Annotated in this window: 13 protein-coding genes; 3 read left to right on the top strand and 10 right to left on the bottom strand. The window is 49.2% G+C overall.

Translation table 11 applies throughout. From position 1 onward, the window contains the following. Positions 1-227: 227 nt before the first annotated feature. The 3 genes from ABGY95_RS10140 to ABGY95_RS10130 form a co-directional block, all read right to left on the bottom strand. Entirely contained in the window at positions 228-632 is a 405-nt protein-coding gene (locus ABGY95_RS10140; protein ID WP_347441562.1) for a hypothetical protein, read from the bottom strand. A gap of 19 nt (positions 633-651) precedes the next feature. After that, positions 652-1,080, bottom strand: a complete 429-nt coding sequence (locus ABGY95_RS10135) for a hypothetical protein (RefSeq protein WP_347441561.1) — start codon at positions 1,078-1,080, stop codon at positions 652-654. A 61-nt stretch (positions 1,081-1,141) separates the two neighbouring features. Then, positions 1,142-4,165: a DEAD/DEAH box helicase gene (locus tag ABGY95_RS10130; RefSeq protein WP_347441560.1), complete on the bottom strand. Its 3,024-nt coding sequence runs from the start codon at positions 4,163-4,165 to the stop codon at positions 1,142-1,144. Between the two features lie 127 nt (positions 4,166-4,292). On the opposite strand from ABGY95_RS10130, the gene ABGY95_RS10125 reads away from it, so the two are divergent. Further along, on the top strand, positions 4,293-5,081 hold the full coding sequence (locus ABGY95_RS10125; protein WP_347441566.1) for a ParA family protein: 789 nt from the start codon (positions 4,293-4,295) through the stop codon (positions 5,079-5,081). 59 nt (positions 5,082-5,140) lie between these two features. On the opposite strand, the gene leuD is transcribed toward ABGY95_RS10125, so the two are convergent. From leuD to ABGY95_RS10105, 4 genes are all read right to left on the bottom strand, one after another. After that, positions 5,141-5,740 (bottom strand): 3-isopropylmalate dehydratase small subunit, encoded by a 600-nt coding sequence (gene leuD / locus ABGY95_RS10120; RefSeq protein WP_347441559.1) that lies wholly within the window; start codon positions 5,738-5,740, stop codon positions 5,141-5,143. 192 nt (positions 5,741-5,932) lie between these two features. Then, the gene (locus ABGY95_RS10115) at positions 5,933-6,154 is read right to left on the bottom strand and encodes a ferredoxin (protein ID WP_347441558.1); all 222 of its coding nucleotides are present in this window, start codon (positions 6,152-6,154) and stop codon (positions 5,933-5,935) included. Continuing rightward, a complete protein-coding gene (locus ABGY95_RS10110; protein ID WP_347441557.1) occupies positions 6,151-6,399 on the bottom strand; it encodes a hypothetical protein in 249 nt (82 codons plus the stop codon). Before ABGY95_RS10110 ends, ABGY95_RS10115 begins: the two co-directional genes overlap by 4 nt. Positions 6,400-6,472: 73 nt before the next feature. Then, positions 6,473-6,679 (bottom strand): hypothetical protein, encoded by a 207-nt coding sequence (locus tag ABGY95_RS10105; protein ID WP_347441556.1) that lies wholly within the window; start codon positions 6,677-6,679, stop codon positions 6,473-6,475. Between the two features lie 411 nt (positions 6,680-7,090). Between ABGY95_RS10105 and leuS the strand changes: the two genes are divergently transcribed. Continuing rightward, positions 7,091-9,616 (top strand): leucine--tRNA ligase, encoded by a 2,526-nt coding sequence (leuS, locus tag ABGY95_RS10100; RefSeq protein WP_347441555.1) that lies wholly within the window; start codon positions 7,091-7,093, stop codon positions 9,614-9,616. A gap of 61 nt (positions 9,617-9,677) precedes the next feature. Beyond that, positions 9,678-10,127: an L-lactate permease gene (locus ABGY95_RS10095; RefSeq protein WP_347441565.1), complete on the top strand. Its 450-nt coding sequence runs from the start codon at positions 9,678-9,680 to the stop codon at positions 10,125-10,127. Between the two features lie 81 nt (positions 10,128-10,208). Here the strand turns inward: ABGY95_RS10095 and ABGY95_RS10090 are convergent, their stop codons facing one another. From ABGY95_RS10090 to ABGY95_RS10080, 3 genes are all read right to left on the bottom strand, one after another. Next, on the bottom strand, positions 10,209-11,099 hold the full coding sequence (locus tag ABGY95_RS10090) for a 1,4-dihydroxy-2-naphthoyl-CoA synthase (protein ID WP_347441564.1): 891 nt from the start codon (positions 11,097-11,099) through the stop codon (positions 10,209-10,211). Between the two features lie 47 nt (positions 11,100-11,146). After that, entirely contained in the window at positions 11,147-11,974 is an 828-nt protein-coding gene (locus ABGY95_RS10085) for an NAD-dependent epimerase/dehydratase family protein (protein WP_347441554.1), read from the bottom strand. Beyond that, the coding region (locus ABGY95_RS10080) for an N-acetylmuramoyl-L-alanine amidase (protein ID WP_347441553.1) at positions 11,971-13,238 on the bottom strand (1,268 nt) is incomplete at its 5' end. The genes ABGY95_RS10080 and ABGY95_RS10085, both read right to left, overlap by 4 nt.

The following is a 13,238-nucleotide window of genomic DNA, read 5'->3' as shown; positions in this document are numbered from 1 at the left end:
CAATAAATCTATTGGCGGGCTTTCTTGTGCCGCCACCTTTTACTACAAACTATACTTCGAACAATCTGCATAGTAAGTCACCTGGACACATCGGGTCTTTCCTCATACTCAGCCGGTCTCCAAATCCAGATGAGGCTAACTTATCTGCAATGAGTTCATGCAAGGCCTTAGCTGCCTTGCTGACTAACCAAGCGTGGACGACATCCTAGCCCACTTTCCAACTATTGCTACTTTGCTTCTGCTCGCACCTTCCCTTCTGAACCTATTGTTAGGAACGCTCTCAGTTGTTCACCTTCGTAGACTTCACGTGGGGTTGAGAAGATTAGTCCTAGGCTCACATGGCCGACACCTCCCTGCCTCCAAGTAAGCTTAGCTGGTCGGCCTCGATACTCTTTTGCCTGAAAGACAGTAGCAAACTCGCTCATGGGCAACACGCGGCTCACATTGACCTGTCGTGCGGATTCAGCGATTGTGAGCCTCACTTCAGTGATATCAGCCTGCGTATTGTTGATAATCACCAAGCCATTGATATCGGCAATCACTGGATTTGGCTGAACTTTGGGTGATTGTGGTGCTGAGCAACTAGCGCACAGCAAAGTCAGAAGCACGCTCAATCCTTGTAGGATTTTCATGGTCACTACACTTAATTATTTAGGTGAGTAAGTCGCGGAGTTTTTCTTGGAACTTTATGAGATCTTCTTCCTCAGCTTGATAACCAGGAGTGTCGGCATCGATCGAAAGACGACCTTCTTGATCAATCATCCACAACGCCTTTTCTCCATCGCTAAAAGTCACCGAACCCGACTTCAAAGCACCTAGACGCTCGATTTCATCGACAGTTGCGTCCACAAATCCGGTAGCCACCTTCACCACCTCAACTTTCTCTGGCTCTTCCACTACAACTTCTTTCACCAATTCAATCCCTAGGTCTAACACCAAGAATCGGGTATCCATATAGGTGATTTGAATCTCAAATTCTTCCAATATCTGTTTCTGGATATCGGGGAGTTGCGCACCGGCCTCAGCCCATACTGCAATTTGCTGTTTCTGATCGTCGGATAATTGGGAAATACTGAACATAATGTATAAGAGCTTGGTTGTTTTTAGGGCCGTACTGTCGAGTTGGAAAGCCCCATATGAACTAACTCAACAAATCTCGCATATCCTCAGCATTGAGCCCAGTCATCATTGGCTCGGCTTCATCACCAATGGCCGCACCAATTAAGCCACGTTTTCTCTCTTGCAGTCTAAGAATTTTCTCTTCGACCGTTCCTTTGGCGATCAACTTATAGACAGTCACTGGCTTGGTTTGGCCAATTCGGTAGGCTCTATCTGTGGCCTGAGCCTCCACCGCTGGATTCCACCATGGATCAAAGTGCACGACAGTGTCTGCAGCTGTGAGGTTGAGTCCGTAACCACCAGCCTTCAAACTTATCAAGAACACATCTGGCCCATTGGACGCCTGAAATTTCTTCACCTCACCCGATCGGTCACGCGTTGCTCCATCTAAATAGGCGAAACTAATGCCCTCATTAGCCAAAGCCTCCTTAATGAATCCTAACATTTTGGTGAATTGACTAAATACCAGAACTCTGTGACCTCCGCGTCTTGCTTCATGTAAGAGCTCAATAAGCATTTCTAACTTCGCAGACAGCATCGAAAGCTCTCGCTCAGCCATCGATTCACCTCCCAGTAATCTGAGGTCACAACTTGCTTGGCGCAGTCTCAACAGAACCGTCAACATCTGCATTCTAGCTCGTCCCCCCTCTAACTCATCGACCTTAACCACCCCTTGGCGCAGGATTTCTTGATAGGCCTCTTTTTGTAGTTTGGATGGCTGACACCACAGTGTTTGTTCCAACTTCTGTGGGAGGTCTTTGGCCACCTGCGCCTTTGTCCTGCGGATCATGAATGGCTCGACGCGTAAGCGCAGTCGTCGTAGAACGTTTTCGTCAGGTTGCGCCCCAGCCAGCGCCAATTCGTACCGATTTTTGAAATCCTCCTTAGACCCCAAATAGCCAGGCAGCAGGAAGGCGTAGAGCGACCACAGATCTCGCACAGCATTTTCCACTGGAGTTCCAGTCAGAGCAACACGCGCACCAGCATTCAGCTTGCGTAAGGCCTTAGCCGCCTGCGTGTCAGCATTTCGAATCATGCTTGCTTCATCTAACACCAAAGTATTGAGCTCTAAATTTTGGTACTCCGCTAGATCTCGAACCACCAGAGCATAGCTAGTGATTATCACATCGACCGAAGAAATTGATTTGAAATGCTCCTTCCGCTGTGGCCCGTGCATTAACTGCACCTTTAACTGCGGCGCCCACTTCTCAGCCTCATCAGCCCAGTTAGCTAACAATGAAGTAGGGCACACCACCAACGACGGCTGACTAACTTCTTGTCGGAGGCTCAGCACTGCTAGAGTTTGGAGGGTTTTTCCTAAGCCCATATCATCAGCCAATAAAGCAGCCGACTCGTTAACACATCGCTCATAAAGCCATGCTATGCCTTCTTCCTGATAGCCACGTAGAGCATCGGTAATGACTGAAGGCAAACGCTGTAAAATCGAACGATCTGGCTCAGACTTACTTTCCCCTTGGTAGTATTCGCGAACACGCTTGAGGTAAGCTCCTTGATTTTTAGGCACGTAGTACTTGCCACCTTCCTGGCGAGGATCGGTATCACGCAGTACAGACTCCATCATCTCGGCATCGAACTGGGAAATAACAACTTGTTTACCATTTTTGGTGGTCGCACTCCGCTTACCCGAAGCTAACATTTTTTGAATTGCCTCACGTGGGATCTCACGTCCGCTGTCAGTTTGAAAACCATAGTCAAATGCTAACCATTCTTCACCACTCCCTTGCACATTCATGTGTGGCCGCACTCGAACCAAATTCCCTTTGATTGAGCTTAGCTTACCACCAGTTAGAACCGTCCACTTTTTCTCTAGCTCAGGCAAGGCATCGGTCAAAAAGTCAATCACTGCGTCATCCCCAGACAACTCCCACTCTCCTTTAGCTCCTGTAATCTGAAAACCATAGCGCATCAAATTACCTGCGGCATCATCTTCAGCATCACGGTTCCTGTCGACCCAATGCCCTTCATTACTAGCATCTACCACTGGGAAGCTAATATCATTAGCCCCAAACAACCCCAGCGTCAAAGAGACCTCAGGGGTGTAATTCGCTGTGAGAGTGGCTCGAAGTTTATTGGTGGAACCCTCAAGTTTCAGCTTAAATTCTGGTTGCCCCTCGACGATAGGAATTTCACCTAACACGGAGTCATCATCCCACAGAGCTAAACTCTGCCACGCAGCCATCTGCTGCATAAAACTCTTCAAAGGCACAAAAACTGGGTTACCACTCGCCACTCTGAGCCACTGCCGTTCGTTTAACACGCTGGACACATCAATCGCGACCAAGACTGCTTGTTCATGATCCCAAAGCCAAAGCTCGTCATCAGCGAACCACGCGGATCCATGCTCAGTCACACTACTAGATAGAGCTAATTCCACCCTATCATCATCCATCGCCACATGCATAGGAATGCGAACTCCACTGGTCCCCACACGCAGTTGCCGTTCACCTGAAAGTAACTCTGGATGCCCGTCTAATGACTTCAGTAGCTGCAGAGCCTTCTTCCCCTTCACGCCAAACATCGGAGGGATTTTACCTGCTGCATTTTGATCTAACCATTGGAAAAATTTCACGTCTCCACGGACTAAAGCTCGTTCGCCATCAGACTTCTCAAGTTTCACGGAAAGCCCACCTTCTGGCAGTCCTTTGGGGAAGTTGGGCGGGACTAACACCCGGAGCAACGGAATATTTGATGGCTGTGTATCGGTAGATGGATTACTAAAATCCGGATTTCGAGCCTTCTTTTTCTCACGAGTACCATGGATCACCCCGAGCATCACAGCCACTGCGTGCTGACAAATCTCTCCAGTACGCCGGCACGCCATACGCGGGCAAACTGTGTCAATGTCGGTATCACTATGAATACGTAGAGTCACCCTCAAAGTCTTAGCCCCACCCGATATTTCGCCGACAATAAGTCCCTGATTTTGGCTAGCCTTCGTCACTACTCCGCGAGCGAAAATCTCTTTCCCCTCCTTCATCGCTCTCCAGCCAGCGGCTTTTCGTATCCATTGTTCGTCAATCTTCATCACTCAGCGCTTTTCTCTTCCGTGTCAGCCCCCTTTTATGCAAGTCTCACACCGTGCTGCAACGCTAAGCCGCAAGTATTTCGACTTAGCTGCGGACCTCCCCAAATTCTCAGCCATTTTTATCACCATGAACGTAGTCGCTATCGCCAACCAAAAAGGAGGAGTCGGGAAAACAACCACTGCCATTTCACTCTCAGCAGCACTCGCAGAAGCTGGACAGCGTGTGCTCTTACTGGATCTAGACCCACAGGCTAATGCAACTTCAGGCCTTGGAATTGAACCTGACAGTGAAGGCTCCATGTACTACCCACTTATTGGTGAGGCTAAAGTCAAAGACAAAATCGTCCCAACGCGTATTGAAAACCTCTCGATCGTCCCCTCTGGCATGGATCTAGCTGGTGTGGAGATCGAACTGGCCCGCAGCGACGACCACCTCACTCGCTTGCGTAAATTACTTACCAACCTCAAGCGCAGTAAGACGTACGACTACGTAATCCTCGACACACCGCCATCACTTGGTGTGCTGATGACTACTTCACTCGCCGCTGCAGACGAAGTGGTTATCCCGCTGCAGTGTGAGTGGTTTGGTCTAGAAGGTCTTGCTAAGATCGTCCACGTCATAGAGCAAATCCGTGAATCTGGAGCTGCTCCGAAGCTCAAACTCGAGGGTATTCTTATGACCATGTTTGACGGGCGAACCAATCTTTCACGTCAGGTGGTTGAAGAAGTCTCCAATTACTTCCCTGAGCAACTCTACGAGAATGTCATCCCACGTACGATTCGTATCGGTGAAGCTCCCTCTCACGGCAAAACCATTTTCGAACACGACCCTAGCGGTATTGGCGCACACTCCTACCGCGCGGCAGCTCAGGAGTTCCTGCTCCGTCGTTCAGAAGTTGGCGGACCAATCGCTTGATGAACCAAACGAAAACAGCCCCATAAGCAAAAGCTCATGGGGCTATTGAAAGGAAATTTCTACTGAACGTAAGAGAGTGATGCTGCTGTTGCATCTATAGCAGCAGCGTTATCGGCAAGTTCACCGATGGTGTCCCACTTGCCGTTTACTAGGGCTTCACGCGCGCCATTTGGCATATCCATTGTGAAGATAACACCACCACAAGTGACAGTCTTCTCTTCAAGGTCCACTGCTATTTCAAGACTTGGATCCGACTGCACCATTGAAGAAAGCTTTTCGTTATCAGCTAGAGTGAGAGACACACATGGCATACCGAGATTCACTGAATTCCCAAAGAAAATCTCAGCGAAAGAAACGCCAACAATCGCACTAAATCCGGAGCGATGAATGGACTGAGGAGCGTGCTCGCGGGATGAGCCACAACCGAAGTTTGGCCCAACAACCATCACAGATGCACTTTTGTACTCAGGTGCATCGATCGGGTGACCTTTGCTAGATCCATCTGGTTCGAATCGCTCATCGTAGAACATGCCTTCTGCGAGGTCATCAAATGTCACACATTTGAGGAAACGCGCAGGGATAATGCGGTCAGTGTCCACATCTGCACCCGGCACTGGTACTGCCTTGCCTACTACTTGCTTGATCGATTCGATAGCCATAACTTGATGCGACCATTCTCCAGATCATTAAGAAAATCAAGCCCACACTTACGCTTGAGATATCTGTAAAAAAAGCGAAGCCTCCGAGGGAGAACTCGGAGACCTCTGTACAATTCACTCTGCCATGGACAGAGCTTCCTGCGGTTTGGCAAGAGAGCCTTGAACGCTAAGATAAATTTTGTCAATACCAGCTTACGGATCAATACGAATAATACTCAATGAACAACTTTCTTCAGCCTCCTCGGGGACGTCACGATCCACTTCTAGGGCTTTGGTATAGATGAAGGCATCGTGACTACGCTGAACATTAAGCAACGTTGCCATACCATCTTCATCCATTTCAAAATACTCTGGAGCGCTGTCGGCACAAAGATCACAAGCAATAAACCTCCCCAGTTTGTGACGTGAAATCATACTGACTTAGCTGCTTCAGTTTTGATTGGCACCATTTTGTAAAGCTGATCACCACGCTTTGCTTTGCCTTCATGCTTGAGAGCGATATAACTTCCACACGCTGCAGATTCCACAGTTACCATCTCTTCACCATGCTGGAGACGAAACTCGGCAACAACGCCTTTAACTGCAGCTGATGAGTCACCGGTCGCAAGGTTGTCTTCACCAGCCTTAAGTTCTTTAGCCAAGCTTGCAATATCGCGCACGCCAGCCTTTTAGTAGAGATTCGTAATCTCATCCACAAGAACTTTGCGGTGTGTTGCTTTTGCCCCCACTTTTTTACCCCCTACTGGCGGACCATGCAGTCGCCTGAGCAGCAGCAAGAGCTTTATTGGTAGGCCTCTGGCTATGCTCCAACATATTAAAGTGAGCAACCGAGACAGCGATACAAAGCGCACCATGTGCAAATACCTTGATCTCTGGAGGATTGACCTCAAGGCCACGAAGGTCATCAGCCTTCATTTTCTTACAGATTTTGTGGATCATATTGAGGTTAAGATCACACGATCTCTTATTTAAAATTCTGAATCCTCATCGCTGAGACCATGAAAACTTTGCTGAACTAGAATTTTAAACATCAGCAGCGGATCAAAAAGAAGGTCGCCTCCCTTACTCCAGTCTTTGCTGCTCTAGCCCGTGACGCCTCAGAAGACTGGAGTCTATTTAAAAAAATTAACGATTTACCTACATTATGTAATTATGAGGATAGAGATTCTTGCAGGAGTTTTTCTTTACCATCGCCCCACATCCGCTACACACCTCTGCATCAATCTCCTGTGGACGGCAGATAGCCATCCCTTCTACAAAAAAAACTTTAAATAACGCGCCGAGTCGTTTCATAGCAATGGTCTCCATGACCAATGACACATGACCAATGATTTCGCGGCTGTCAAAATCATGAAACCATTTCCATTCGACGTCTTCGAGCCACAGTGGCAACAACACTGGGACGAGAACAAAACCTTCCGCACACCAAACCTAGGTGATGCAGACTTCGATCCGTCCAAGCCAAAGTACTTCGTGCTCGATATGTTCCCTTACCCATCTGGCGCGGGCCTCCACGTTGGTCACCCAGAAGGCTACACAGCGACTGACATCATCGGCCGTTATAAGCGCATGAATGGTCACAATGTGCTCCATCCAATGGGTTGGGACGCATTCGGCTTACCTGCTGAACAATACGCCATCAAGACAGGCCAGCACCCACGCATCACCACAGAGCAAAACGTCAATAACTTCCGCAAGCAGCTCAAGTCACTCGGCTTTGGCTACGACTGGGATCGTGAAATCAACACCACTGATCCAGGCTACGTGAAGTGGACACAGTGGCTCTTTATCCAGCTTTATAATTCCTACTTTTGCGAAGAGGAAAAGAAGGCCAAGCCAATCTCAGAGCTCGAGGCAAAAGGACTCACGCGCGAAGAAATCGACGCTGAACGTCTTGCCTTCATCTCAGAAGCTCCTGTGAACTGGTCACCAGACCTCGGCACTGTGCTCGCCAACGAAGAAGTCGACGAATGGAAGGCAAAAGGCCACACTGTCGAACGCCGTAATCTCAAGCAATGGATGCTGCGTATCACGAAGTATTCACAACGTCTGATCGACGAACTTGAGCCACTCGATTGGCCAGATTCTATCAAAGCCCTCCAGACTAACTGGATCGGCAAGTCGACTGGTGCAGAGGTTACTTTCAATATCGAAGGCCACGAATTAGTGGTATTCACCACGCGTCCAGACACACTTTTCGGTGCTACTTACATGGTACTCGCTCCTGAACATGAGCTCGTTTCGCAGATCACCTCTGCTGACCAGAAAGATACAGTCGACGCCTACATCTCAGCGTGTGCGAACAAGTCAGACCTCGAGCGCGGTGACCTCAACAAAGACAAGTCCGGCATCTTCACTGGCGCTTACGCGACCAACCCTGTCAATGGCGAAAAGGTTCCTGTGTGGATCGCTGACTACGTGATGATGGGCTACGGCACTGGTGCCATCATGGCGGTTCCTGCACACGACGATCGCGACTTCGAATTTGCGACAAAGTATGATCTTCCTATTATTCAGGTGGTTCAGCCAAACGACGAGAAAGTAGAATGGCGTGGCTTCACAGGCAACGGCAAGTCCGTCAACTCAGGCTTCCTCGATGGTATGAAGACCAAGGACGCGAAGAAGGCCATCATCAAGTGGCTCCTCGACAACAAGAAGGGCACATTCAAGACCAACTACAAGCTCCGCGATTGGCTCTTCAGCCGTCAGCGTTATTGGGGTGAGCCATTCCCAGTTCTCTGGGAGGACGGCAAGCACAAGGTGCTCGATGAAAGCGAGCTCCCGCTTCTCCAGCCTGAGATGGATGACTTCAAGCCAACGGGCGACCCACGTGGTCCACTCATAAAGGCAACTGACTGGATCCAGTACTCAGAGACTACCGAGCGTGAAACGAACACCATGCCTCAGTGGGCTGGCTCATGCTGGTATTACCTCCGCTACTGCGACCCTAACAACTCCGATCGCTTCATCTCCAAAGATGCAGAAGACTACTGGAGCGGCGAAGACGCAGCAGTCGACCTCTACGTCGGTGGAACCGAGCACGCAGTGCTTCACCTCCTCTACGCACGTTTCTGGCACAAGGTCCTCTTCGACCTCGGTCACCTTTCTACAAAAGAGCCATTTAAAAAGCTCGTTAACCAAGGACTCATCCTCGGTGAAGACGGTCAGAAGATGTCCAAGTCTATCGGCAACGTCGTCAACCCTGACGAAGTAGTCGCACTCTACGGTGCGGATTCTCTCCGCCTCTACGAGATGTTCATGGGGCCACTTACTCAAGTGAAACCATGGCAGATGAAGGGCGTTGAAGGCGTTTCTCGCTTCCTCGCGAAAGTCTGGCGCGCAGTATTCACGCAGAACCAAGCTGGTGAATGGGAACTCTCTGAGAAACTAGTCAATGAAGAGCCGACTGACAAAGTGCTCCTCAAGGTAGTTCACGAAACGATCAAGAAGGTCGGCGAAGACATCGACTCAATGTCCTTCAACACAGCAATCTCACAAATGATGATCTGTACCAACGCCTTCACCAAGGCTGAAAAACTTCCTGTGAGCTTGCTCCTCGATTTCCTCAAGGTGCTCAACCCATTTGCTCCGCACATCACTGAAGAAATCAACAAGCAACTCGGCAACACGGAGCTTCTGTCTGAGCAGCCTTGGCCGCAGTTCGTTAAGGAATACCTCATCGAGTCCGAGATCCAACTCGTCGTTCAGGTAAACGGCAAGGTCCGCGCCAAGCTCATGGTCAGCAAAGACGCTTCCAAGGAAGAAGTCGAAGCGCTCGCCCTAGCTGACGAAAAGGTCAAATCCTTCACAGACGGCAACACAATCCGCAAGGTCATCGTCGTCGCAGGACGACTCGTCAACATCGTGGCGAACTAAAACCGAGAACAGCCTCCCCCGCTGTCTCATCCCTTCCACGCTCTGGGCTAAAGTCTACTAGATTGCTCCCTTTGTCACATACCTCTTCATCGCTATCCTCTGCTGGGGAACTCTCGTTCAGATTGTCATCCTCACTAACAAGAAATCCTCAGCGCTTCCTCGTATGATTAGCTTCATGGCGCAAGTGCTGGAACAAAATGGACTGGTGCTCCTCTCCTCCTTCATCGGCCTGCTCGGACCCTTTGTTTCAGGAAGCGCCTCAGTCTCCAACTGTCTCTTCGCCCAGCCACAAGCTGGTGCAGCAAACGCAGTTGGGTTTCCTGTCGCGTCCATACTCTCACTCCAACTAATCAGTGGTGCAGTTGGAAATCTGCTATCACTGGCTAATATCATCTCAGCCCAATCCACAGTCGGACTAGCCAACTGCGAGAAGAAGGTTCTTAGCCTCACCACTTGGCCCTGCCTAGCATCTGGTATCATCCTCGGCTTTCTAGCTTCGGCCTATTACTGAAGCGCTCTCCACCTCAATAGTAGTTCAAGCAAAATAAAAAGCCGCACTGGATTTCCCCAACGCGACTTTTTTGTGTAAACTCTAATACTGCCTGGAGAACTTAGAAAAGTCAGCCTTACGTTTTTCAACAAATGCTTCACGACCTTCTGCAGCTTCATCAGTTCCGTAGGCTAGCCGTGTGGCTTCGCCTGCGAACACTTGCTGCCCAACCATTCCGTCGTCGGTCATGTTGAAGGCGTACTTCAACATCTTCTGGGCAGTGGGTGATTTATCATTGATTATACAAGCCCACTCGAGCGCTTTCTTCTCCAGCTCAGCATGTGGAACAACCTTGTTCACCATGCCCATTTCATAGGCGTCTTGCGCAGTGTATCGAAGCCCTAGGAAGAATATCTCACGGGCACGCTTTTGACCAACTTGCTTGGCTAGATACGCTGAACCATAGCCAGCATCGAAGCTTGCAACATCGGCATCCTTTTGTTGGAAAACGGCATACTCTTCAGATGCTAGTGTTAGATCGCAAACTACATGCAGTGAATGCCCACCACCTACAGCATAACCAGGCACAACTGCCATCACCACTTTTGGCATAAAACGGATGAGTCGCTGGACTTCTAAAATATGAAGTCGCCCAAGGTTCTTTCCTGTCGCATCCTCTGTGCCGTCATACTTGTAACCATCTTTGCCGCGCACTCGCTGGTCACCACCTGAGCAAAATGCCCAACCACCATCTTTAGGGCTGGGGCCATTTCCTGTTAGAATCACCACGCCTATCGAATCATTTACATGTGCATGCTCAAGCGCCTGGTGTAGTTCGTCCACAGTCTTTGGGCGAAATGCATTGCGGCACTCGGGGCGATTGAATGCGATACGCACAGTCCCCCCCACCACAGCTTCATGATAGGTGATATCCTCAAACGTGAAGCCTGCTACTTCCTTCCAATCTTCGGCGTGAAAAATCTCTGAAATCATGTGGGCCATGATGCCCATTGACACGATTCATGCCAGTGAAATATCCTTCACTTGAGACTCGCTGCAATCTCCTCAGCTGCTCCGACCAAGGATGGGTATGCGGGCTCCCAACCTAGGGCCCTGACCTTAGCGTTAGAAACTGCTTTATTTGACCAACCGCGCTTGCTTTGCAAATTACGTGGGACGCTCGGTGGCAGTTCACGACCAAAAATAGAAGCCAAAGCCCGGTAGGTCTCAAGTTGACTCATCGGATGAGAATCACAAACATTATAGATTTCACCGCGTGAACTATCCCCCATTTCACAAAGAAACAAAACCGCCCGTGCCGCGTCTTGATGGTGGGTGTGATTGAGTAATCGACTTCCGTCTTCCTCCATCGCTGCCTCTCCCGCCAAGAATCGACGGATCAGATACGAGCGACCACTCCCATAGACACCGGCCAGGCGCAGTACGGTTCCTTTTCCCTCTAAAACAAGCCTCTCTGCTTCTCGTAAAATTTGACCAGTCTCTCTCTCTGGGTTAGTAGCAGATTCCTCTGTCACCACCTCACCCTGCACTTGTGGATATACCGAAGTGCTCGATGTGAATAACTTGTGCGCATTTGGGAATATCTCCGATAAATTACGTACTCCCTCGCGATAAACAGTGCTATATGCATCGACTCCACCGCCACCAGCACTAGCACAATGCAAGACATGTGTCGGGCAAGCTATTGACCTAGAAAGACTTCTTATTGATTCAACAGAACAAAGGTCAGCATGTTGGTCTCCAACTCCATTTCTGCTCATTGTTGTGACTTTCCAACCACTCATTGTGAATAACTTCTGAGTAACTGTTCCAACAAAGCCATTTCCGGCAATCAATAAGTGTTTCATTCGGTCTCTATTTCGTTTTCTGGTGTACTAGAATCTGCCACGTTCTCGGCTTCTACAGCTACGTCTACGAGCGGGTCAATAGCTTGAGGGTCATCAACTGCTAGCTCTGGAGATTTCTCAAGTTCCTCTTGAGCTGTGTAGTAGCTCACCAAACCTTTTGTCACAGCATTGACGTATTCACGGTAGATCGACGGCCGAAGCTGGCCATTCACAAACCTCAGTGCAGCATAGTCACCGACCTGCATGCGCGTGTATGAATCTTTGCCATTCATCAAATAAGGTTCAAAGTACAGTACTGGGCACTCATACAGCCTGTTGGCTATCAAGTTCCTTCCCCACAAATAAGGATTTTCATTCACATTTACTGCCCTGCTCGAGTTAGAAGCATATTGGTAAGCTGGCAGTCCAGATTCAGCGTGAAAGCTCGCGGCTGCCGCGGCCGTGAGCTTCGCTTCCTCAGCATGGTTACCTTGTAGAATTTTAAGAACACACTGAAACCTCTCATCATCATGTGCCAACTCGCTCTCGGTATAGGCCCCATTGAGAATCATATGAATATGCTCTTTTTTGTAGAGTTTGGGGCTCTCGGGCTCAGGTTCAGCATTAGCATTGAAATGCAAACAAAGGACTAGATCTGGCTTCAATTCCTGATTGACCAACTTGGCTCGCGCGCGAATTTCGCCATTCCTATAGAAAAGCTTCTCAGCCTCGCGCTTCACACTTTGCTCGGTCACAGCAGACTTATTCCCAAGCAACTTAGACTCAGCGTAGGCATAGTAGTCCTGTGGTCGGAAGGAATTGACTGGGCTATTTTTATCCCGCACAAGATGCACCGTCGCCCCTAATGACTCTAGTTGGGTCGCTAATAACTCAGCAACAGTGAGAGTCATATTTCCTTCTTGGATCGGCGGATCTCCATCTTTTAAAATGAATCTTCTGTGTTCGATCGCTGCATAATCCCCACCAATGTGTCCTGGATCGATCGCTATGCGCAGGCCCAGTAAGGGTGCAGATTCTGAGCGTTCTCCTAGTTCTACTTTAGAGCGCCAGAATCTTTTGGGCTTCACCTCCCCCCCCTCATTTTTGAAAGCCAATGTGTAGACTTTTGATAGGTCGGATCCATGCGTCTTGATCAAAACGTGCTCAGATTCTAGCGTAAACCAATCCTTCCAATAAGGCCCCACTGAATACACCTTGTCCATCAAATGGATAAACTCAGTACGTGAAACCACGTACTGATAGGCCTCCAAATCATCCCATTGCG

Origin of the sequence: Rubritalea sp. (assembly GCF_039830215.1) — a bacterium.
Classification (GTDB): Bacteria; Verrucomicrobiota; Verrucomicrobiia; order Verrucomicrobiales; family Akkermansiaceae; genus Rubritalea.
Note: the sequence above shows the minus strand (reverse complement) of the source record. Positions and strands in the feature narration are given on the sequence as shown.

Bases quoted from the DNA above. Each gene is read 5' to 3' on its own strand.
- ABGY95_RS10140 (WP_347441562.1), bottom strand. From the start codon at position 632: ATGAAAATCCTACAAGGATTGAGCGTGCTTCTGACTTTGCTGTGCGCT.
- ABGY95_RS10135 (WP_347441561.1), bottom strand. From the start codon at position 1,080: ATGTTCAGTATTTCCCAATTATCCGACGATCAGAAACAGCAAATTGCA.
- ABGY95_RS10130 (WP_347441560.1), bottom strand. From the start codon at position 4,165: ATGAAGATTGACGAACAATGGATACGAAAAGCCGCTGGCTGGAGAGCG.
- ABGY95_RS10125 (WP_347441566.1), top strand. From the start codon at position 4,293: ATGAACGTAGTCGCTATCGCCAACCAAAAAGGAGGAGTCGGGAAAACA.
- leuD (WP_347441559.1), bottom strand. From the start codon at position 5,740: ATGGCTATCGAATCGATCAAGCAAGTAGTAGGCAAGGCAGTACCAGTG.
- ABGY95_RS10115 (WP_347441558.1), bottom strand. From the start codon at position 6,154: ATGATTTCACGTCACAAACTGGGGAGGTTTATTGCTTGTGATCTTTGT.
- ABGY95_RS10105 (WP_347441556.1), bottom strand. From the start codon at position 6,679: ATGATCCACAAAATCTGTAAGAAAATGAAGGCTGATGACCTTCGTGGC.
- leuS (WP_347441555.1), top strand. From the start codon at position 7,091: ATGAAACCATTTCCATTCGACGTCTTCGAGCCACAGTGGCAACAACAC.
- ABGY95_RS10090 (WP_347441564.1), bottom strand. From the start codon at position 11,099: ATGATTTCAGAGATTTTTCACGCCGAAGATTGGAAGGAAGTAGCAGGC.
- ABGY95_RS10085 (WP_347441554.1), bottom strand. From the start codon at position 11,974: ATGAAACACTTATTGATTGCCGGAAATGGCTTTGTTGGAACAGTTACT.